This is a genomic window from Streptomyces sp. NBC_00523, from assembly GCF_036346615.1.
Classification (GTDB): domain Bacteria; phylum Actinomycetota; class Actinomycetes; order Streptomycetales; family Streptomycetaceae; genus Streptomyces.
The window spans coordinates 484,053-507,806 of record NZ_CP107836.1; the positions used below are offsets into that span (position 1 = coordinate 484,053).

The window sequence follows — 23,754 nt, forward strand, 5'->3', positions numbered from 1 at the left end:
CACGGATGGTTGTATGCGAATCGTCGGGGATCTGACGGTTGGTGATCGTTTACGTCCCCGGGAGCGCTCCGGGGGCCGGCAGGAAGCCTGTGACCTGGAAGTACGTCAGATAGCGCGTCAGAACCTCGTCGGTGAGGGGCGGTTGGCGCACACCCGCCTCCGCTGCCGCCCGGGCCGTGCAGCCGGAGTCGAAGCGGCGGTGGTCCGCCTCGTCCTCGCCGGACCCACCGTCGTCGCCGAGGAACAACTGCGCCGCGTTGTCCGGGTGTTCGGCCACGCAGGCCCGCCACTCCTCGGGGGTCACGGGGCGCAGCTCGTATCCGAGGCGGGCCGCCGCCTCGAAGACGCGGTCCAGGCCCGGCGCGTCCGGGTTGGTGTAGTGGTACGCCGGTACCCCGGGTCCCTCGGCCGTGCTGAGGGCCGCCACGGCGGCGCTGACGTAGTCCACCGGCACCCAGTCGGTCGTGCCGTGCGCCAGATCGGGCAGCGCTCCGGCCTGGAGGCAGCCCTTGATGAGCTGCCAGAGCAGGTCCCGGTCCTGGCAGGCGCCGGTCGCGGTGTCGCCGCTGATGCGTCCCGGGCGGTGGACGGTCACCGGGAGGCCGCGCTCGCGGGCGAGGCCCACCAGTTGCTCGGCGACCCACTTGCTCTGCGCGTACCCATCGGGCAGACCCTCCGCCGGACCGGTCGGGGACGACTCGGTGAGCGGTGCGGGGTCCGTCCCGCGCGACGGGGCGTACACACCTGTGGTGGAGACGTAGTGCAGGCCGGGCGAGCCGGAGTCCGCGAGGAGCCGCAGCAGCTCCTCGGTGCCGCCCACGTTGGGCGCGCGCAGATCACCGTACGGGGCGGCGAAGTTGACGCGTGCCCCGTTGTGCAGCACGGGCCCCAGGCGCCGGGCGAGGGCGGCCCGTTCGGCGGGGTCGAGGCCGAGGCCGGGGGCCGCGAGGTCGCCGGGGACGGGGTGGATCAGGTCGGCGTACCGGGACTGCCACAGGCCGTAGTGCTCCAGGTTGGCCCGGATCCGCTGGGCCGCGCTGTCGGGGCTCACGGCCCGGACGAGGCAGTCGACCGGGCCGTCCGTGGCCTCGATGAGGTCGCGCAGCAGGAACGCGCCCAGGAAGCCCGAGGCGCCCGTGAGCAAGGGCCGCGCGGAGGGGCGTGCGGGACGGCGCTCCCTGGGGCCCCCGCACTCGGCTGTGCTGCGGCGCTCGGCGGTGATGTCGGACGCGAGCCGCACCTCGGCGGCGAAGTCCGGGGCCGCCGCTTCCGCCTGCTCCTCCTCCCCCGGCGCCCGGCCGAGCAGCCGGTCGACGCCTTCGACGGTGGGCGTCGCGAACAGGGCGCGCAGGGAGGGCCGTACGCCGCAGCGTTCGCCGATCCGGCGGGCCAGGGTGACGGCGAGCAGGGAGTGGCCGCCCAGCGCGAAGAAGTCGTCGGTGACGCCGACCTCGGGCACGCCGAGGGTCTGCGCGAACACCTCGCAGAGTTCCCGTTCACGGGCGGTGCGCGGGGCACGCCCGCCGGCCGCCGCCGGGCTCTCCGGGGCGGGCAGCGCGCGCCGGTCGGTCTTGCCGTTGGGCGTCACGGGGAAGGCGTCGAGCCGGACGTGGGCGGCGGGCACCATGTGTTCGGGCAGGGTGGCGGCGAGGTGGGCGCGCAGTTCGGCCCAGCCGGGGGCGGCTTCGCCGTCGGCGGCCACGGTGTAGGCGACGAGGCGCCGGTCGCCGGGGCGGTCCTCGCGGACGGTGACACAGGCGGCGGCGACCCCGGGGTGCGAGCCGAGCGCGGCCTCGATCTCGCCGAGTTCGATGCGGAAGCCGCGCAGCTTGACCTGATCGTCCACGCGGGAGACGTAGAGGAGGCGGCCGTCGGGCGTCCACCGGACCAGGTCCCCGGTGCGGTACATCCGGCCGCCCTCGCGGTCGAAGGGGTCGGCGACGAAGCGGCCGGCGGTGAGCCCGGGGCGGCCGAGGTAGCCGCGTGCGACGCCCTCCCCCGCGACGTACAGCTCGCCGGTGACGCCGGGCGGCACCCGGGTCAGCCGGTCGTCCAGGACGTGGATGCGGGTGCCGTTCACGGGGGCGCCGATGGGGACGGTGCGGTCGGGGGCGAGGGGGCCTTCCGCGTGCTGGAAGCCGCTCATGGTGGCGCAGACGGTGGTCTCCGTCGGGCCGTAGGCGTTGACGAGGAAGCGGTCCTTGGCCCAGGCGTGGACGAGGGCGGGCGGGCACGCCTCTCCGGCGAGCGCCATGGTGAGGCCGGTGGGCAGGGAGTCCGGGGGCATCACGGCGAGGGCGGCGGGCGGGATGGTGAGGTGGGTGACGCCCCGGTCCCGGACCAGGCCGGCGAGGGCCGGTCCCGGCAGCAGGGCGGCGCGGGTGTCGATCTCCAGGCAGGCGCCGGTGAGCAGCCCCATGCACAGCTCCCAGAACGCGGCGTCGAAGCTGACCGACGCCATGTGCAGCACCCGGCTGCCCGGTCCGACGCGCAGCCGCTCGCTCTGGGTCCTGGCCATGGCGCGGACACCCCGGTGCGTGACGACGACGCCCTTGGGGCGGCCGGTGGAGCCCGAGGTGTAGATGACGTACGCCGGGTTGGCCGGGTCGACGCGGGCGGGCGCGGGGGCCGTGCCGCTCGCGCCGAGGTCGTCGGTGTACAGGTGCGGCACCGGGTTCTCGGGCAGGCGGCGGTGGAGTTCCGGGGTGGTGAGGAGCAGCCGGGGTCGCGCGTCGTCCAGCATGTACGACAGGCGCTGGGCCGGGTAGTCCGGGTCCAGCGGCAGATAGGCGGCGCCCGCCTTGAGGACGGCGAGCAGGGCCACCACGAGCTCGGACGTCCGGGGCAGCGCGACGGCCACCCGGTCCTCCGGGCCCACCCCGAGCGCGGCGAGGTGACCGGCCAACGCGGTCGCTCGGGCGTCGAGTTCGCCGTAGGTGAGGGTGGTCCGCGCGTCGCGGACGGCCGGGGCGGCGGGGGTGCGACGGGCCCACTCGTCGAAGAGCGCGGGGACCGTCGTGGCGGGCAGGTCGTCGGCGGGCCCGGTGCCGAGGGCGGTGAGGCGGCTGTGCTCGGCGGGGGTGAGCAGGTCGTACGCGTGCAGGGGGCGGTCCGGGTCGGCGGTGACGGCGGCCAGGAGCCGGACGAGGCGGTCGGTGAGGCCCTGGACGGTGGGGGCGTCGAAGAGTTCGGTGGCGTAGTCGACGGTGCCCCGCATCCCGTCGAGGGCGCCGGTGTCGTCGTAGGTCTCGGTGAGCGCGAACGACAGGTCGAACTTGCTGACCTCCGCCTCGGCGGGCACCCCGGTGACGGTGAGGCCGGGCAGGTCGATGGCGGCGGCCGCCTGGTTCTGGAGGACCAGCATGGTCTGGAAGAGCGGGTGGTGGCTCTGGGCGCGTGCGGGGTTGAGGAGTTCGACCAGCCGCTCGAAGGGCACGTCCTGGTGGGCGTAGGCGGCGAGGTCGAACGCGCGGACGCGGCCGAGGAGTTCGCGGAACGTGGGGTCGCCGGAGAGATCGGTACGCAGGACGAGGGTGTTGACGAAGAAGCCGACGAGACCGTTCGCGGCCTCGTCGGTGCGTCCGGCGACGGCCGTGCCCAGGGGGATGTCCTCGCCGCCGCCGTGCCGGGACAGGACGGTGGCCAGGGCGGCCTGGAGGACCATGAAGGCGCTGGAGCCGCAGGAGCGGGCGAGCTCCGTGACATGGCGGGTGGTGGCGCGGTCCACGGAGAAGCCGAGGGTGGCGCCGGTGTGCCGGGAGGTGGCGGGGCGCGGCCGGTCCCAGGGCAGTTCGATCGCCTCGGGCAGCCCGTCCAGCGCGTGCCGCCAGTGGGAGAGCTGCCGGCAGACGAGGCTGTCGGGGTCCTTCTCGTCGCCGAGCAGGTCGCGCTGCCAGAGGGTGTGGTCCGCGTAGTCGACGGGCAGCGGGGCCCAGTTGGGTTCCTCGCCCCGGGCGCGGGCGCGGTAGGCGAGGCCCAGGTCGTGGGCGAGGGGCGGCAGTGAGGTGCCGTCGGCCGCGATGTGATGGACGACGAGCACCAGGACGTGGGCGTCCGGCGCCAGGCGGAGCAGGGTCGCGCGCAGCGGCAGGCTGCGTTCGATGTCGATGGCCTCGGCGGTGGCCGCGGCGACGCGGTGGCGCAGCTTCGCCTCCTCGGCGCTCTCCATGGCGAACGGGATGACGACGTCGCCGGGTGCGGTGATCTGCTGGCACGGCCCGTCCTCGCCCTCGGGGAAGACGGTGCGCAGGGCGGTGTGCCGTGCGATGAGGTCGGCGACGGCGGTGCACAGGGCGTCGGGGTCGAGCGGTCCGTCGATGCGGACGGCGAGCGGGATGTTGTACGTGGCGGAGGGCCCGTCGAGCCGGTGCAGGAACCACAGCCGCTGCTGGGCGTACGAGAGCGGGAGTTCGGCGGGGCGCGGCTGCGGGACCAGCGGGGGGCGGGTGCCGCCCTCCGCGCCTTCCAGGGCGGTGGCCAGGGCGGCCACGGTGGGGTGCTCGAACAGGGTGCGGATGTCGGTCTCGGTGTGCAGGGCGGTGCGGATGCGGCCGACGAGGCGGGTGGCGAGCAGGGAGTGGCCGCCCAGCGCGAAGAAGCTGTCGTCGGTGCCGACCCGGTCCACGCCGAGCACATCGGCGAACAGCCCGGCCAGGATCTCCTCCATGGCGCTGCGCGGGGCGCGCCCCGCCGCCGTACGCGGCACGGTGGGCGCGGGCAGGGCGTTGCGGTCGACCTTGCCGTTGGGGGTCAGGGGCAGGACGTCCAGCGGCTGGATGACGGCCGGGACCATGTACGCGGGCAGCAGCCGGCCGACGTGGGCGGCGAGCAGTCCGGGGTCGGGGGTCTCGCCGGGCGCGAGGACGACGTAGGCGGTGAGGGTGCGGTCGCCGGGCAGGTCCTCGCGTACGAGGACGCAGGCGGCGCGTACCGCCGGGTGGTCGCGCAGGACCGTTTCGATCTCGGCGGGTTCGATGCGGTGGCCGCGCAGCTTGATCTGCTGGTCGGCCCGGGCCACGTAGCGCACGGTGCCGTCGGCGTCCTGGCGCACCAGGTCGCCGGTGCGGTACATGCGGGTCCCGTCGCCCGCGAAGGGGTCGGCGACGAAGCGGGTCGCGGTGAGGGCGGCCCGGCCGAGGTAGCCGCGGGCGACGCCGGGGCCCGCGAGGTGGAGCTCGCCCTCGGCGCCGGGCGGCACGGGGCTCAGGGCGGCGTCGAGGACGTAGGCGCGCATGCCGTCGAGCGGGTGGCCGATGGGCGGGGCACCGCCCGGGGTGTGGTCGGGGCCGACGTGGTGTGCGGTGGCGAAGGTGGTGGTCTCGGTGGGGCCGTACACGTGCAGGACGGTCGTGCCGGGGTGGGCGGCGGCGATGCGCTGCATGACCCCGGGCGCGGCGGCCTCGCCGCCGGCGGCGACCAGGCGCAGTTGGCCGAGGCAGCCGGGGTCGGTCTCGGCCAGCACGTTGAAGAGGGCGGTCGTGAGGAAGGCGGCGGTGACGCCGTGCCGGGTCACCAGGTCGCGCAGGATGTCGGGCTGGAGCGGGCCGTCCGGGGCGACGACGACGCGTCCGCCGCGCAGGAGCGGGGCCCAGAGCTCGAAGGTCGAGGCGTCGAAGACGTACGCGGAGTGCAGCAGGACGGCGTCGGCGGCGTCGTCCCAGCCGTGGTGGGCGGCCAGCGCGGCGATGTCGCCGTGGCTGACGCCGACGCCCTTGGGCAGTCCGGTGGACCCCGAGGTGAACATGACGTACGCGAGCCGGTCGCCGCCCGGTGCGGCGGGGAGCGGGCCGGGGGTGGCGGGGCCGCCGGTGAGGACGCGGCCGGCCCGGTCGACGGTCAGGAGGGCGGTGTCCGGGCCGAGTTGGCGGACCCAGGGCAGCGTGGCGGTCGTCTCGTCCACGACGAGGACGCGCAGGGGGACGACGTCGGTGACCCGGTTGAGCCGTTCGGTGGGCCAGCGGGGGTCGAGCGGCACGTAGGCCCCGCCCGCGCGCAGGGTGGCCAGTGAGGCGGTGACGGTGGCGGCCGAGCGGGCGACGAGGATGCCGACGCCGTCCTCGGGCCCGGTCCCGAGCCCGGTCAGGTCGGCGGCGAGCCGGTTCGCGAGCCCGGTCAGCCGGGCGTACGTCAGCTGCTCGCCCGCGCCGGAGACGGCCACCGTGTCCGGGTGGCGGGCGGCGCGGGCGGCGATGGCCTCCGGGACGCTGAGGGCCGTGGTGCCGTCGGGGAGTGCGGCGCCGGTGCCACGGGCGATCAGCTCCTCGCGTTCGCCGTCGAGGAGGAAGGGCGCGGTGTCGGCGCGGCTCCCGAGGTCCTGGGCCATGGCCGTCAGGAGCTGCCGCATGCGGGAGACGGTCTCGGCCACCTCCTGGCGGTCGAGCACGGCGGCCCGGTAGCCGAAGGTGATCCTCAGAGTGTCGCCGGGGGCGACGGTGAGGGTGAGGGGGTAGTGGGCGGCGTCGGTGCCGCTGAAGCCGGTGACGGCGAGGCCGGGCAGTCCGCGCTGGGCGGTGCGCAGGGCCTCGGCGTCCATCGGGTAGTTCTCGAACACGACGAGGGTGTCGAAGAGTTCGTCCAGATGGGTGACGCCCCGGATGTCGCTGAGGCCCACGTGCTGGCTGTCGAGGAGGCGGCCCTGTTCGGCCTGGAGCCGGGTCAGGTATTCGGCGAGGGTCTCGGCGGGCGCGGGTCCGGTGCGTACGGGCACGGTGTTGATGAAGAGGCCGACCATGGACTCGACGCCGGGGATCTCCGGCGGGCGCCCGGACACGGTGGTGCCGAACACCACGTCGGACCGCCCGGTGAGGTGGCCGAGCAGCAGGCCCCAGGCGCCCTGGACCAGGGTGTTGAGGGTGAGGCGGTGGGCGCGGGCCGTCTCGCGCAGCCGGGACGTCACGGCCGCGTCCAGGTCGAGGACGAGCGTCTCGGGCAGTTCTGCGGCGCCGTCGGGGCCGTCCCGCTCCGCGAGGAGGGTCGGCGCCTCGATTCCGGCGAGCGCGGCGGACCAGGTGTCGAGGGCGGCGGCGCGGTCCTGCTGGGAGAGCCAGACGAGGTAGGCACGGTACGGGGTGACGCGCGGCAGTGCGCTGTCGTCGCCACCGGCCGCGTACAGCTCGAAGAGCTCCCGTACGAGCAGGGGCAGGGACCAGCCGTCGAACAGGATGTGATGGCTCGTCATGACCAGGCGGTGCCGGTCCGGCGCGGTCCGTACCAGGGTGAACCGCATCAGGGGCGGGGTGGCCAGGTCGAAGCGGCGGGTGCGGTCGGCGGCGAGGAAGGCGGTGAGCCGGTCGGGCACCTCGTCGGCGCCCGTCAGGTCCAGTTCCTCCAGGGGCACGGGGACCTCGGCCGCGACCGCTTGCACGGGCTCGTCCAGGTCCTCGTGGAGGAAGCCGACGCGCAGGTTGGCGTGGCGGCGGAGCAGTCCGGCGACGGCGGCGCGCAGCGTCGCGACGTCGACGGGTCCTTCGAGGTCGAAGACGAACTGCGCGGTGTAGACGTCCACGGCGTGCGCGTCGTACAGGGCGTGGAAGTACATCCCGGCCTGCAGCGGCGTCAGCGGGAGTACGTCCTCCAGTTGGAACCCGTTCACTTGCGTCCACCCCACTTGTTCTGCAGTCGGTCGATCTGGTTCTGGTTGAGCGAGACCAGGGGAAGGTCGGACGGCGTCCAGCCGCCTGCTCCGGGCTGTTCGGCGTGTTCCGCGACGGCGCGCAGGGCGCGGTGGAACGCCTCGGCGAGTGCGCCCACGTCCTCCTCCTTCAGCAGGTCGCTGGGCCAGGTCCAGCGGGCCACCAGGCGGGGGCCTTCCGGCCGGTCCTCGGTGTGCGCGTTGATGTCGAGGACGTGGTGCACGGGCATGTCGGGGTCCTGGCTGCGGGGCCCGCCGGCGTCGAGCAGGACCTCCCAGTCGCCGTCCGCCGTCTGGCCGGGGGCCGCGTACCGCCCCAGGTAGTTGAAGCCGATCTGGGGTGCGGGGGCGGCCAGGCGGGGGCCGGTGGCCGGGTTGAGATGGCGCAGCATGCCGTGGCCGACACCGTGGTCGGGGACGGCGCGCAACTGTTCCTTGACGCGCTTCACTGCACGCTCAACGAGCGAGGCACCGAAGCGTGCCGGGTCGCGGGCGTCCAGCGGGCCCGGGTCGACCCGGACGGGGTAGAGGCTGGTGAACCAGCCGACCGTGCGGGACAGGTCGATGTGGTCGGCGATCTGTTCCCGGCCGTGGCTCTCCAGGTCGAGCAGGACGGCGGTCTCCGGGCGGCCCCGCCAGCTGCTGACGGCGAGGGCGAGCGCGGTGAGCAGGATGTCGTCGACTCCGGCGCGGAAGGCGCCGGGGACGGTGCTGAGCAGGGGCTTCGTCCAGGTGGCGGGCAGGTGGGTGGTGAGGGTGCGGGTGCCGTCGGCGGTGTCCAGGAAGGGGTCGAGCGGCCGGTATCCGAGCTGGGGGTCGGGGGTCCTCAGCGCCTCCTCCCACAGGGGCAGTTCGCCGGTGCGGGCCGGGGTGCGGGCCTGTTCGGCGAGGAGCTGGGACCAGCGCCGGTACGAGGTGGTGGTGGCGGGCAGCTCGGCTGCCGTGCCGGTGACCGCCTGCCAGGCGTGGGCGAGGTCGTCGGCGAGGATGCGCCAGGAGACCGCGTCGACGGACAGGTGGTGCACGACGAGGAGCAGCCGGCCGCGCGCACCGGGTCCGGCGTCGCCCCAGACGGCTTCGAAGACGGCTCCGGCGGAGGGCCGCAGGCGCCTGCGGGCCCGTTCGCCCGCTTCGGTGAGCGCGGCCCGGGCGGCGTCGGCGTCGAGTCCGGCGATGTCGACGCGGGTGAAGCGGCGCCGGGCCGTGACGGCGCCGGGCGGCAGCGCTTCGAGTACGGGGGCGCCCCCGGCGGTGCGGGTGACGCGCAGGCGGAGCATGTCGTGGTGGTCGGCGAGGAGCTGGAGCGCGGCGACGAGGGTGTCCTCGCGGGCCCCGGCGGGGGTGCTCAGCACTCCGGACTGGTTGTAGCCGTCGGTGGTGCCGGGGCGTTCGAGGAACCAGGCGGCGATGGGGGTCGGTTCCATGGTGCCGGTGCCGTGCCCGTCCGGTTCGCCGGTGGCGTCGTCCAGCGGTGCGGCGACGGCCGCGATGGCCTCGGGGGTGCGGTGGACGAAGACGTCCCGGGGGGTGACGGCGAGCCCGGCTTCGCGGACGCGGCTGACGAGCTGGATGGAGAGGATGCTGTCGCCGCCGAGTGCGAAGAAGTCGTCGTCGGTACGGACGGCGGGGGCGCGCAGTACGGAGGCGAACGCCTCGCACAGGACGCGTTCGGGCGCGGTGCGCGGCTCCCGGCCCGGCCGGGCGGTGTCCGGGCGCTCCGGCGCGGGGAGCGCCGCGCGGTCCGTCTTGCCGTTGGGCAGCAGCGGCAGCGCCTCCAGGGCCACGAAGGCGGCGGGCACCATGTACGGCGGCAGCTCCGTGCCGAGCCGGGTACGCAGTGCGCCGTCGGTGGGGCGGGCGCCCACGGTGTACGCGACCAGGCGCCGTTCGCCGGGCCGGTCCTCGCGGACGAGGGCGCAGGCGGCGGTGATGCCGTCGACGGCGGTGAGGGCGGCCTCGATCTCGCCGAGCTCGACGCGGAAGCCGTTGAGCTTGACCTGGTCGTCGGCGCGGGAGACGTAGTGCAGGAGTCCGTCGGCGTCGCGCCGGACCAGGTCGCCGGTGCGGTACATGCGGCTGCCGGCCGGGCCGAAGGGGTCGGGGACGAAGCGGGTGGCGGTGAGCCCGGGGCGGTGGAGGTAGCCGCGGGCGAGGCCGTCACCGGCGATGTGGAGTTCGCCGGTGACTCCGGCCGGTACGGGCTGGAGGGCGGCGTCCAGGACGTAGGCGCGGGTGTTGTCGACGGGGCGGCCGAGCGGGACGCCGCCCTCTTCTCCCCCGGCGGTGACGTGGTGGGCGGTGGCGTCGATGGTGGTCTCGGTCGGGCCGTAGAGGTTGTGGACCTCGGCCGTCCAGGCCTTGGCGGCCCGGGCCGCCAGGGCGCGGTTCAGGGGCTCGCCGCCGCACGCGACGGCCCGCAGCGCCGGGGGCGCCGCCTCGGCCCCGGTCTCGGTGAGCAGGAGCGCGAGGTGGGAGGGCACGAACTGGGCGAGGGTGACGCCCTCCTCGCGCATCCGGGCCAGCAGCCCGGCCGGGTCGTGATTGAGCGCGGCCGGTACGGGGCAGGTGGCGCCGCCGTGCAGCAGGGGCAGCCAGGTCTCCCACACCGAGGCGTCGAAGCTGGGCGAGGTGCGGGCGAGGACGCGGTCGTCGTCGGTGAGGCCGAAGTGGCCGGCCATCCAGGCCATGTGGTTGGTGAGCGCCCCATGGGTGACGACGACGCCCTTGGGCCGGCCGGTGGAGCCGGAGGTGTAGATGACGTACGCGGCGTCGTCGGGGCCGGGCGCCGCGGCGGCAGGTGGCGCTCCGCGTCCGCCCGGCCAGGCGGACGGGTCGCCGAGCGCGAGGCGGGGCACGGCCGTGAACCGGGCGGCCCGCGCCGCGTCGTGGGCCAGGAACAGGGCGGGGCGGGCGTCGTCCAGCATGTGGGTGACGCGGGCCTCGGGGTAGTCCAGGTCGACGGGCAGGCAGGCGGCCCCGGCCTTGGCGACGGCCAGCATCGCGACGACCCGGTCGGCGGTGCCTTCGGCGGCGAGCGCGACGAGGTCGCCGCGGCCGACGCCCCGGTCGTGGAGGTGGTGGGCCAGGTCGTCGGAGCGGGCGTCCAGTTCGGCGAAGGTGAGCTGCCGGGAACCGGCCCGGACCGCGATCCGTCCGGGGGTCCGGGCGGCCTGGGCGCGGAACGCCTCGGGGGCGGTCCGGGCGTGGACCGGGCGGACGGGGCCCGGGGCGGCCCGGTCCAGCTCGGCGCGCTCGGCCGCGTCCAGGAACGCGGCGGTGCGGACGCGTCCGTCGGGGTCGGCGGCGAGCGAGGCGAGCAGCCGGGTCAGGCGCGCGGCCAGGGCGTGCGCGGTGGCGGGGTCGAAGAGGTCGGTGGAGAACTCCAGGTTCCCGTCGAGCCCGGTGGGGCGGCCCGCCCCGTCGCGGGTCTCCGTGAAGGTGAAGGTGAGGTCGAACTTGCTGATCCCGGTTCGCACGGGCTGCCCGGTCACGGTGAGGCCGTCGAGGCCGAGCACGGTGTCCGCCTGGTTCTGGAGGACGATCATGGTCTGGAAGAGCGGGTGGTGGTCCTGTGCCCGGGCCGGGGCGAGGGCGTCCACCAGCCGTTCGAACGGCAGGTCCTGGTGGGCGTAGGCGGCCAGGTCGAACGCCCGGACCCGGTCCAGCACTTCGGTGAAGGTGGGGTCGCCGGTCAGGTCGGCGCGCAGGACGAGGGTGTTGACGAAGAAGCCCACCAGATCGTCCAGGGCCTCGTCGGTGCGTCCGGCGACGGCGGTGCCGAGGGGGATGTCCTCGCCGGCCCCGTGCCGGAAGAGCAGGACGGACAGGGCCGCCTGGAGCACCATGAACAGGCTGCATCCCCGGGCGCGGGCCAGCTCGGCGAGCGCCCGGTGCGTGTCGGCGTCCACGGGGAACGCGAAGGCGTCGCCCCGGTAGGTGAGGACGGCGGGGCGCGGCCGGTCCAGGGGCAGCGCGAGCAGTCCGGGGCTGTCCGCCAGGGCGGTGCGCCAGAAGTCCAGCTGCCGGGCGGCCCGGCTGTCGGCGTCGTTCTCGTCGCCGAGGAGGGTGCGCTGCCAGAGGGTGTAGTCGGCGTACTGGACGCGGAGTTCCGGTTGACCGGGCGCCTCGCCCCGGCTGCGGCCTCGGTAGGCGTCGCCGAGGTCCCGGGCCAGCGGGGCGAGCGACCAGCCGTCGCCCGCGATGTGGTGAACGAGCAGGACGAGGACGTGGGACTCGGCGCCGAGGCCGAGCAGCCGGGCCCTTACGGGCAGGTCGGCGGTGACGTCGAAGGCGTGGGCCACCTCGGCGGCCAGCGCCTCGTCCAGGGCGTCCGGGCGGATCTGCCGGGGGGTCAGGTCCAGGTCGGCGTGGTCGGCGGCGAGGACGAGCTGACGCGGCACGCCGCCGGTCTCGGGGAAGACGGTGCGCAGGCTCTCGTGCCGTTCCACGACGTCCATGAGGGCGCGTTCCAGCGCCGGGGCGTCGAGCGGTCCTTCCAGGCGCAGCACCAGCGGCACGTTGTAGGTGGGGCTGGGGCCCTCGAACCGGTTGAGGAACCACAGCCGCTGCTGCGCGAAGGACAGCGGCAGCGGGTCCGGCCGGTGCGGGGTGCGTGTCAGCGGCGGGGCGGCGGTCTCGGCACCGTCGAGGGCGGCGGCGAGCCCGGCGGGCGTGGGGTGCTCGAAGACCGCCTTGACCTGGATCTCGGCGGCGAGCGCGGTCCGGATGCGGGCGACGAGCCGGGTGGCGAGCAGGGAGTGGCCGCCCAGGGCGAAGAAGTCGTCGTCGGCACCCACGGCCGGGAGGCCGAGGACGTCGGCGAAGAGCCCGCAGACGATCTCCTCGCGCACGGTGCGGGCGGCGCGCCCGCGGGGTGCGACGTGCTGTTCGGGCGCGGGCAGGGCGCGCCGGTCCACCTTGCCGTTGACGGTCAGCGGCAGGGCGTCCACCAGGACGAACGCGGAGGGCACCATGTAGGCGGGCAGGGACCGGGCGACGGCCTCGGCGAGGTCGGCGGGGTCGGGGCGGGCGGCCCCGGCGGGTACCACGTACGCGACGAGGCGCCGGTCTCCGGGGATGTCCTCGCGTACGACGGTGAAGGAGTCGGCGACCCCTTCGCAGCAGGCGAGGACGGATTCGATCTCGCCGGGTTCGATGCGGTAGCCGCGCAGCTTGACCTGGCTGTCGGCGCGGGAGACGTAGGCGATCTGCCCGTCCGGGGTCCATTTCACGAGGTCGCCGGTGCGGTACATGCGCCCGCCGTCCGGGTCGAAGGGGTCGGCGACGAACCGGGTGGCGGTCAGGGCGGGCAGGCCGGTGTAGCCCCGGGCGACGCCGCGCCCCGCGAGGTACAGCTCGCCCGTGACGCCCGCCGGGACGGGGCCGAGTGAGCCGTCGAGCACGTACAGCCGCATGCCGTCCAGGGGCCGGCCGATGGGCGGCGGGCCCGCCGGGAGGTCGGCGGCCACGTCGCAGCGGGTGGCGAAGGTGGTGGTCTCGGTGGGGCCGTACACGTGCAGGACGCGGACACCGGGCGCGGCGCCCGCGACCCGCTGCATGGCGTCGGGCGAGGCGAGTTCGCCGCCCGCGCAGACGAGGCGGAGTCCGGCGAAGGCGCCGGGGTCGGTGTCCGCGATCACGTTGAGCAGAGCAGTCGTCAGGAAGACGGCGGTGACGCCGTGTTCGCGGACGGCGTCGCGCAGCGTCCCGGTCTCCAGGACGCCGTCCGGTGCGACGACGACCGTGCCGCCGCCCAGGAGGGGCGCCCACATCTCGAAGGTGGACGCGTCGAAGACGTACGCCGAGTGCATGAGGACCGCGTCGGCCGCGCCGCCGTGCCAGGCGGCGTCCTCGGCCAGCGCCGCGACGTCGGCGTGGCTGACGCCGACGCCCTTGGGCAGCCCGGTCGAGCCGGAGGTGAACATGACGTACGCGAGCGCGTCCGGGCCCGGTACGGGGACGGGCTCGCCGGGTGCCGGGGGCGCGCCGCGCAGGACGCGGCCGGTCCGGTCCACGACGAGGACCGGGATGCGGCGGGCGGTCTCGGTCACCCAGGCGGACGAGGCGGCCGCCTCGTCCACCACGAGGACCCGCACGTCCGCCACGTCGGCGACCTGGTCGAGCCGTTCCCGGGGCCAGCGCGCGTCCATCGGGACGTACGCGGCGGCGGCCCGCACCGCGCCGAGCGATGCGGTGACGACGGCCGGTGACCGGGAGAGCAGCACGCCGACGCCGGTCTCCGGGCCCGCGCCGAGCGCGGCGAGGGCGCCGGCCAGTTCCGAGGAGACGGTGTCGAGTGCGGTGTACGTGAGGGTGGCGCCGTCACCGGTCACGGCCACGGCGTCCGGGGTGCGGCGGGCCTGCGCGGCGAAGAGCGCGGGCAGGGTGGTGTCCGGTGCGGGGGCGGGCAGTTCGCGGCCGGTGCCCCATTGGGCGGTGCGGGTCCGCTCGTCCGGTGTCAGCAGGTCGTAGTCCGCGAGGGGCCGGGCCGGGTCGGCCGCCACCTGTTCCAGAAGCCGCAGCAGACGCGCCGCCAGGGCCTCGACGGTGACGCGGTCGAAGAGAGCGGTGGCGTACTCGATCCCGGCGGTGAGCCCGCCCCCGGCCCGCTCCTCCCCGAAGGCGAAAGTGAGGTCGAACTTGCTCAGGCCGTTGTGGACGAGCCGGTCCTCGACGTCGAGCCCCGGCAGTTCGGGGCGTACGGCGTCCTGGTTCTGGAGGACCAGCATGGTCTGGAACAGGGGGTGGTGGTTGCGGGCCCGGACCGGGTTGACGCTCTCGACCAGCCGCTCGAAGGGCACGTCCTGGTGGGCGTACGCGGCAAGGTCGAACTCCCGCACCCGCCCGAGGAGTTCACCGAAGGTGGGGGCGCCGGACAGATCGGTGCGCAGGACGAGGGTGTTGACGAAGAACCCGACCAGCTCCTCCAGCGCCTCGTCCGTGCGGCCCGCGACGGGTGTGCCGAGCGGGATGTCGTCGCCCGCGCCGTGCCGGTGCAGCAGGGTGGCCACGGCCGCCTGGAGCACCATGAACAGCGTGGCGCCCGACTCCCGTGCCACGCGCAGGAGTCCGGCGTGCAGCGCGGGCGGTACGTCGAAGGCGTGGACGGCCCCCGAGGGGTCGGTGGTGACCGGGCGCGGGCGGTCGAGCGGCAGGTCGACGAGCCCGGGCAGTCCGGCGAGCGCGGTGTGCCAGTGGTCCAACTGCTCGCGCAGGACGCTTCCGGGGGTGTCCGGTTCGCCCAGGACGGTGTGCTGCCACAGAGTGTAGTCCGCGTACTGGATCCCGTTTCCGGCCTCGGGCTCCCGCCCGGCGAGGCGGGCCCGGTAGGCGTCGCCCAGGTGGCGGGCGAGCGGGGCGAGGGACCAGCCGTCGCCCGCGATGTGGTGCAGGACCAGCACGAGCACGTGGTGGCCGGGCGCGGTGCGCAGCAGCCTGGCCCGCAGCGGCGGGTCGGCGGCCACGTCGAACGGCTCGCCCACGGCGTCCGCGACGGCCGCCTCCAGCCAGGCCGGTGCCGTGCTCTCGACGGGCAGCCGGGGCGCGGCGACCTCGGCGGGCAGCACCAACTGGTGCGGCACGCCGTCCCGCTCGGGGAAGACCGTGCGCAGCGCCTCGTGCCGCTCCATGACGTCCAGCAGGGCGGAGCGCAGCGCGTCGGTGTCCAGCGGCCCGTCGAGGTCGAGCACCAGCGGGATGTGGTACGAGGAGCTGAGCCCGTCGAGCCGGTTCAGGAACCAGAGCCGCTGCTGCGCGTACGACAGGGGCAGCGGGTCGGGCCGCTCGGCCACGGGGCGCACCGGCGGGCGGGACTGCCCCCGGGTGTCCAGGGCCCGGGCGAGCCCGGCGACGGTCGGGTGCTCGAAGAGGGTGCGTACGGCGAGGTCGGCGCCGAGGACCGTGCGGACCCGGCTGACGACGCGCATCGCGAGGAGCGAGTGCCCGCCCAGGTCGAAGAAGCTGTCGTCCCGTCCGACGCCGGGGCGGCCCAGCACCTCGGCGAAGATCCCGGCGAGCAGGTCCTCGCGGGGGCTGAGCGCGCCGGAGCCCTCGGCGGGGTGCGCGGCCTCCTCGTCGGGGCGGGGCAGGGCGCGCCGGTCCGTCTTGCCGTTGGGCAGCAGCGGCAGTTCGTCCAGGGCGACGACCGCTGCGGGCACCATGTAGTGCGGCAGCGCCTCCGCGAGGGCGTCGCGCAGGGCGGCCGGGCGGGGCCCCGCGTCCGTGGTGACGGCGTAGGCGACGAGGCGGCGCTCCCCCGGCGCGTCCTCCCGGATCACGGCGCAGGCGGCGGTGACCCCGGGGTGGCTGAGCAGGGCGGCCTCGATCTCGCCGGGTTCGATGCGGAAGCCGCGCAGCTTGACCTGGTCGTCGGCGCGGGACACGTAGTCGAGGAGCCCGGCCGCGTTCCACCGGACGAGGTCGCCGGTGCGGTACATGCGGGCGCCGGCACCGGCGATGGGATCGGCGACGAAGCGGGCGGCGGTCAGCCCGGGCCGGTTCAGGTAGCCGCGGGCGAGGTTGGGGCCCGAGAGGTAGAGCTCCCCGGTGACCCCGGGCGGGACGGGCCTCAGCCGGTGGTCCAGGACGTAGGCGCGCATGGTGTCGACGGGCCCGCCGATCGGCACCGCCTCGTACGGGCTGTCCGGTGTGGCGGGGACGCGGTGGGCGGTCGCGTCGATGGTGGCCTCGGTCGGGCCGTACAGGTTGTGGACCTCCGTACGCCACAGCGCGGCCGTCTCCTCGGCGAGGGCGCGCGGCAGGGGTTCGCCGCCGCACAGGACGGCGCGCAGCCCCGGCAGGGGCGCGGCGCCGGACGCCTCGGACAGGACGAGCGCGAGGTGCGAGGGCACGAACTGGGCGACGGTGACGCGGAACCGGCTCATCCAGGAGACCAGTACCTCCGGCTCGGTGTTGGCTCCGGACGGCAGTACGCACACCTCGGCGCCGTGCATCAGCGGGAGCCACACCTCCCACACGGAGGCGTCGAAGCTGGTGGACGTCCTCGCGAGGACCCGGTCCTCCTGAGTGACCGTCAGATATCCCGCCATCCAGGCCATGTGGTTGGCCAGCGCGCCATGGGTGACGACCACGCCCTTGGGGCGGCCGGTGGACCCGGAGGTGTAGATGACGTACGCGGGGTCCGCCGGGCGCGGTGTGTACGGGAGCGGGGGGGCGGGCCGGAGCGGGGCGTCGACGGCGAGCCGGGGGATGTCGCCGGTGGGCACGTCCCCGGCGGTGAGGACGAGGACGGGGCGCGCGTCGTCCAGCATGTGGCGGATGCGGGCGTGCGGGTAGGCGGGGTCGACCGGCAGGTACGCGGCGCCGGACCGCAGCACGGCCAGCATGGCGGTGACGGTGTGCACGGACGGCGGCGCGGCGATGGCGACCCTGGTCTCCGGGCCCGCACCGCGCTCGCGCAGCGCGTGGGCGAGGGCGTCGGCCCGGGCGTCGAGCTCCGCGTACGTGAGGTGCGTGTGCGCGTCGCGCACGGCGACGGCTTCCGGCGTACGCAGGGCGTGTTCCCGGACCGCTTCGGGGGCGGTGCGCACCGGCAGGGGCCGGGGCGCGCCGTGTCCCCGGGCGAGGAGGCCGTCGAGCTCGGCCGGGGTCAGGGGGTCCAGGTCGCCGATGGGGCGGCCGGGGTCGGTGACGGCCTGGGTGAGGACGCGGGAAAAGCGGGCGCAGAGGGCGCGGGCGGTGGCGGCGTCGAAGAGGTCGGTGGCGTACTCCAGGTAGCCACCGATGCCCCCGGCGGCCTCCTCGGCGTCCGGGCCTCCGGTGGTCTCGGTCAGCGAGAAGGTGAGGTCGAACTTGCTGCCGCCGTGATGCCGGGAGCGGTCGCGGACGGTGATGCCGGGCAGCTCCGGTTCGGCCCGGTCCTGGTTCTGGAGGACCAGCATCGTCTGGAAGAGGGGGTGGTGGTCGCCGGAGCGTTCCGGGTTGACGGCCTCCACGATCCGCTCGAAGGGCAGGTCGCTGTGGCCGAAGGCGGCGATGTCGGACCGCTTGACCCGGTCGAGGAGTTCGCGGAACGCCGGGTCGCCGGAGAGGTCGGTGCGCAGGACGACGGTGTTGACGAAGAAGCCGACCAGCTCGTCGAGCACCTCGTCGGTGCGCCCGGCGACCGCGGTGCCGAGCGGGATGTCGCTGCCCGCGCCGTGGGCGCCGAGCGTCACGGCGAGGGCCGCCTGGAGCACCATGAACGGCGTGCATCCGGCGGTGCGGGCGAGCCGGACGAGCGCGGCGTGCGCCGGGGCGGGGAGGTCGAAGGGGACGGAGGCGCCCCGGTGGCTGGGCACGGCGGGGCGCGGCCGGTCGAGGGGCAGGTCGAGCAGTCCGGGGGCGCCGCGCAGCGCCTCCTGCCAGAAGGCGGTCTGCCGGGCGGCGAGGCTGTCCGGGTCGCCGTCGTCGCCGAGCAGTCGGTGCTGCCAGAGGGTGTAGTCGGCGTACTGCACGCGCAGCGGCGCCCAGTCCGGGGTGCCCGTGCCCTCGGTCCTGGCCAGGTAGGCGGCGGAGAGGTCGCGGCAGAGCGGGGCGAGGGACCAGCCGTCGGCGACGATGTGGTGCAGGACGAGGACCAGGACGTGCCGGGCGGGCCCGTGCCGGAGCAGGTGGGCGCGGACGGCGGGGTCCCGGCTCAGGTCGAAGGGGGCGGTGCTCAGGCGGCGTACCGTCTCCTCCTCCCAGGCGTCGGTGTCCCCGTCGGCCGGGGGGTGTTCGACGGTGAGGGGGACGAGCGACGCGGCGGCGTCCGCGTCGGTGATCCGCTGGCGGGGGACGCCGTCGTGCTCGGCGAACACGGTGCGCAGGCTCTCGTGCCGGACGGCCACATCGGCCAGGGCGCCGCGCAGTGCCCCGGCGTCGAGGGGTCCGTCGAGTTCCAGGACGAGCGGGACGTTGTAGGTGTCGCCGGGCGCCTCGGACCGGTTGAGGAACCAGAGGCGCTGCTGCGCGAAGGACAGCGGCAGCACCTCGGGCCGGGGCTGCGGTACGAGGACGGGGCGGGCGGCGCCCGCGGTGTCCAGGGCGGCGGCCAGGGAGGCGACCGTGGGGTGGTCGAAGAGGGTGGCGAGGGCGAGTTCGACGCCGAGGGCGGCCCTGACCCGGCCGGTGAGCCGGGTGGCGAGCAGGGAGTGGCCGCCGAGGGCGAAGAAGCTGTCGTCCACCCCGACCGCGCTCACGCCCAGCACGTCCGCGAACAGCCCGGCGAGCACCTCCTCGTACGCGGTGCGCGGCGCCCGGCCGGTGCCGGTGACGGTCCGGGGTGCGGGCAGGGCGCGGCGGTCGACCTTGCCGTTGGGGTTGAGGGGCAGGGCGTCGAGGACGACGAAGGCGGACGGCACCATGTACGCGGGGAGCGTGCGCCCGACGCGGCGGGCCAGCGCGGCGGTGTCGGCGCGGGCTCCGGGGGCGGGCACCACATAGGCGACGAGCCTGGGGTCGCCGGGGGTGTCCTCGCGGACCATGACGCAGGCGCCGCGCACCTCCGGGTCGGTGAGCAGGGCGTGCTCGGTCTCGGCCGGTTCGATGCGGAAGCCGCGCAGCTTGACCTGGCCGTCGGCGCGCCCGACGTACTCGATGTCCCCCGCGGCGGTCCAGCGCACGAGGTCGCCGGTGCGGTACATCCGGCTGCCGGGCGGACCGTAGGGGTCGGCGGTGAAGCGCGTGGCGGTGAGCGCGGCGCGGCCCAGGTAGCCGCGGGCCACGCCGTGCCCGCTCACGTACAGCTCCCCCACCACGCCGGGCGGCACCAGGTCCAGGGTGCCGTCGAGGACGTACAGGCCCATCCCGTCCAGCGGGCGGCCGATGGGCGGCACGCCGGGGGTGTCGGCGGTGACGGGGTGCCGGGTGGCGAAGGTGGTGGTCTCCGTGGGGCCGTACACGTGCAGGACGCGCGTGCGGGGCGAGGCGGCGGCGACGCGTTGCATGAGGTCGGGGGTGGCGGCCTCGCCACCGGTGGCGACCAGGCGCAGTCCGGCGAAGACGGCGGGGTCCGCCTCGGCCATCACGTTGAACAGGGCGGTCGTGAGGAACAACGCGGTGACGCCGTGCCGTTCCACCGTCTCGCGGACGGCGCTCGCCTCCAGGACGCCGCCGGGGGCGACGACCACCCGGCCGCCGTTCAGGAGCGGCGCCCAGAGCTCGAAGGTGGAGGCGTCGAAGACGTACGCGGAGTGCATGAGGACGGCGTCGGACACCCCGTCGGTCCAGGCGCTGTCGGCGGCGAGGGCCAGCACGTCGGCGTGGGTGACGCCGACGCCCTTGGGCAGCCCGGTGGAGCCGGAGGTGAACATGACGTACGCGAGCCGGTCGGGTCTGCTGATCCGGGGCAGCGCTCCGGGCCGTTCCGGCGCACCGTCGAGCACCCGGCCGCTCGCGTCCACGACGAGGAGCGGCAGCCGGGCGGCGGCCTCGCGGACCCAGGGTTCGCGGGCGGTCCGCTCGTCGGCGATCAGGGCGCGGACGCGGGCCGACTCGGCGACACGGCCGAGCCGTTCGGCGGGCCAGGCCGCGTCCATCGGGACGTAGGCGGCGCCCGAGGCGACGGTCGCGAGGGTGGCCGCGGGCACGGCGGCCGAGCGCCCGAGAAGCACCCCGACGCCGTCCTCGGCGCCGACGCCCCAGCCGGTCAGCGCGCTCGCCAGGTCGTCGGCCGCCCGGTCGAGCTGCCGGTACGAGAGGGTGTGCGCCCCGTCCACGACGGCCGGGGCGTCCGGGGTGCGGCGCGCCTGGTCGCGGAACGCCTCCGGCAGGGTCCGCGCGACGGCCCGCTGGGGCAGTGCGGTGCCGCGTCCCTGGGCGCGCAGGGCGGGGGCGGTGGATTCGTCCACGAGCGGCAGGTCGCGCAGGGGCAGGCCGGGGTCGGCGGCGGCCAGGGCGGAGACGAAGGACACGACGGCCTGCTCGTGCAGCCGGACGTCCTCGGGGTGGTAGAGGTCGGGGCGGGCGTCGAACCCGATCAACGGCCCCTTGCCCTCGGCCCGTTCGGAGACGAAGAGGGAGAGGTCGTCCACCGGGCCGACCGACAGCACCCGGGAGGGCGCGGGGATTCCGGCGAAGTCCCGGTCGTAGTCGTAGCCCATGATGTTGACGACGATGCCGGTGAGGCGGGACGGGTCGTCGCCCGTGTTCAGTTCGCGGGCGAGCTGTTCGCGCGAGAAGCGGCGGTGGCGCAGGGCGCCGCGCATCTCGGCCGCGGCCTCGCGGACGAGTTCGCCGACGGACATGGTGGCGGTGGGCGTCAGGCGCAGCGGCAGGATGTTGGAGGTCATGCCGACGATGTGCCGCAGCCCGCCGTGCCGGCCGTTGGAGGCGAGGCCCACGGTGACCTCGCGGGTGCCGGTGACCCGGGCGGTGTAGGCGGCGACGGCGGCGACGAGGACGGCGCTCCACGTGGTGCGGTGGGCGGCGGCGAGCCCGCGCAGGTCCTCGAAGACTTCGGCGGACAGGGACTCGCCGTTGTGCAGCCGCAGGCCGGGGGCGGCCGGTGCGTCGCCCGTCGTTTCGGGGAGGTCGGCGCGGCGGGGGATGAGGGTCCGGCCGCTGTGCGCGTCGTCGTCCCCGGTGGCATCGGGGGCCGGGTCCGCGAACTTGGCGGTCCAGTAGGCGCGGTCGGCGTCGTGGCGGCCGGATTCGCGGTGGGCCGTCTCGTCGGCGACGAGGTCGCGCAGGGGCGCGGCGGGCAGCGTGACCTCCGCGAGGTCTTCGCCCTTCACCGCGCGCCCGTAGAGGTCGGCCACAACGCGGGTGAAGACGGCGCCGCCGAGGCCGTCGACGGCTATGTGGTGGAAGCGGACGTACCAGTAGGACAGCCCGGCGCCGGCCCGGAGCAGGGCCATGTGGTGGCGGGGGCGGTGCAGGGTGTCGGGCGTGGCCATGTCCGTCGCCAGGTAGCGCTCGACCTCGGCGGCGGGGTCGGCGGCCCCGGACACGTCCACGATCCGGAGCCGGCGGGCCCCGGGTTCGCGGACGACGCGCTGGAGGAGGGTGTCGCCCTCCGTGACGAACTCGAGGTTGAGGCTGTCGCACAGCTCGCAGGCCCGGTCGACGGCGGCGGCGAATAGTGCTTCGTCCAGGTCGCCCCGGATCTCGAAGCATTCACCGACGTTGTATTTCGGGCTGTCGGGGTCGACGAGTTGCCCGTACCAGACGCCCTGCTGGGCTGCGGTCGTCCCGAAGAACTCTTCGGGAGCGGATTCCGGGGAGACAGAGCCGTTTTCGCGCATGCCGGGACACACCTTCGGGGAGAGCTTTCGGGGGGACGAAAAGGGCAGGACGAAGCCGGCCGTGCCGGTGCGGCGTCCATGGCCGACAACGGGCGGGTAATAGCGGGGAGAAGGTCACCGGCCCCGGGCATCGGGCACCACGGGACCGGCTTCCCGTTCCGAAAACCGGGAGCGGGCTCGGTTTTCTGCGCTTATCGAGGACAGGCCGATGCGCGGCCCATCAATGCGGTCCATCGACGCAGTCCATCAATGCAGTCCGTCACTGCAGTCCATCGATGAGGGAAATAAAGCCGCGTGGCGGCGATATGAACATTTCCCGCCGGAGCGTGATCGATTACAAGCCGGGACTGATCGACTTTGCCCGGATGGGAACGACAGCGATCGAATGGATCGCGCGCGGCCTACGGACCGGGGCGGCGCGCAGGCCCGCGCGCCGCGCTACCCGGCGTCGGCCTCCATCGCCCGGACCAGGCCGGCGGGCCGCATGTCCGTCCACGTGGCCTCGATGGCGTCGAGACACTCCTGTCGCGAACCCTCCGGGCCGCCGACGCTCCAGCCGCCCGGAACCTCGATGTGCGCCGGCCACAGCGAATACTGCCCCTCGCCGTTCACCAGCGTCACGAACCGGCCCGACTCGTCATCGAAAGGATTGGTCACGACTGTCCCCCCACTTGTTTTCCCACATGCCACCGCATGTTCTTCAGATATATGCGGGCCTGCCGCACGGATTCACCGCTCCCCCGCCACCGGGCCACCCGTCCCCGGCGCGCAAGTCCGGCCACATGGACCGGAGATACGTTACGCCTCGGGATACCGGCGTGATGCCGATGGCCGGCCGGTCATCCGGCTTCGCCCGTTCACGCCAATCACCATAGAGGACCGCCGACAGCCCAAGAGTCGAATTCGGCCCATTACTTATCAGCCCGTACGGCCGCGACGTGCGGGAAGGCCGGCCGGAGACATATGCCAGGCCCGCTCCCCCGGAAATTTTCAGCCACCCGATGTCCCGATTGTGCGCATTTCACTAAATACGACCCGCGCACATTCGGATAACCGCCGGCGTACACCCCCTCATCCACGGGCACGCGCCGAACACATCGCGCTCCCGTGCGCCGGGTGCGCGCCCCATTCGAAATCAATGGCCATTCCTCTCACCCTGCGTCATGTTCCGGGGCGTGGCGCGGGCGCCCACCCGGCGGGGGCGGCCGGCCCCGCATGCGATACGAATGCCGGGTGACCGAAGAGACCCCGCCCGCGACCGTGCGCGTGTTCATCGCCCTCGCTCCGCCCGACCCGGCGAAGGACGAGCTGGCCCGGGTACTGCGCCCCGCCTACGCGACGCACCCGCAGGTGCGGTGGAACCGGGTGGAGGACTGGCACATCACCCTGGCATTCCTGGGCGCGCTCCCGGTGGACACCGTTCCGCTGCTGCGTCCGCCGCTCGCCGCCCTCGCCGCGTCCCACCCCGCTCCGCGCCTGGCGCTGCACGGCGGCGGCACGTTCGACGAGCGGGTGGCGTGGAGCGGGATCGCCGGCGACCTCGAAGGACTGCACCGGCTCGCCGACGGCGTACGGGCCGTGGTCCGCGACTGCGGGATCGCCCTGGAGACCCGGCCGCTGCGCCCTCATCTGACGCTTGCCCGGGTACGCCGGGGCGACCACACGTCGGCCGGGGAGATCGCCGCGCTGCTGACGGAGTTCCGGGGCCGCCCGTGGCCCGCCGCACGCCTGCATCTGGTCGGCAGCAACGCGGGGAACGGCCCCGGGCAGATCCGTTACCGCGACATCGAGGCGTGGCCGCTCGGCACGGCTTCCGGGGTCACGGCGCCGCCCGCACGTCCCTGAGGGCGGGGCCGCCGGGCCGTTACGCCAGCCTGACCGGAGTGGGGCGTGGCTCCG

4 protein-coding genes are annotated in these 23,754 nt (G+C 75.1%); 1 reads left to right on the forward strand and 3 read right to left on the reverse strand.

The annotated features are described in order from the left end of the window. Positions 1 to 49 precede the first annotated feature (49 nt). The 3 genes from OHS17_RS02375 to OHS17_RS02385 form a co-directional block, all read right to left on the reverse strand. Complete coding sequence (locus OHS17_RS02375; protein WP_330310825.1) at positions 50 to 7,591, reverse strand: amino acid adenylation domain-containing protein; 7,542 nt, start codon at positions 7,589 to 7,591, stop codon at positions 50 to 52. Next, positions 7,588 to 21,855: an amino acid adenylation domain-containing protein gene (locus tag OHS17_RS02380; protein ID WP_330310826.1), complete on the reverse strand. Its 14,268-nt coding sequence runs from the start codon at positions 21,853 to 21,855 to the stop codon at positions 7,588 to 7,590. The genes OHS17_RS02375 and OHS17_RS02380 overlap by 4 nt, the downstream gene beginning before the upstream one ends. Before the next feature lie 438 nt (positions 21,856 to 22,293). Further along, on the reverse strand, positions 22,294 to 22,512 hold the full coding sequence (locus OHS17_RS02385; RefSeq protein ID WP_018102966.1) for an MbtH family protein: 219 nt from the start codon (positions 22,510 to 22,512) through the stop codon (positions 22,294 to 22,296). Positions 22,513 to 23,070: 558 nt separating this feature from the next. On the opposite strand from OHS17_RS02385, the gene thpR reads away from it, so the two are divergent. After that, the gene (gene thpR / locus OHS17_RS02390) at positions 23,071 to 23,700 is read left to right on the forward strand and encodes an RNA 2',3'-cyclic phosphodiesterase (RefSeq protein ID WP_330310827.1); all 630 of its coding nucleotides are present in this window, start codon (positions 23,071 to 23,073) and stop codon (positions 23,698 to 23,700) included. The last annotated feature ends 54 nt before the right edge of the window (positions 23,701 to 23,754 follow it).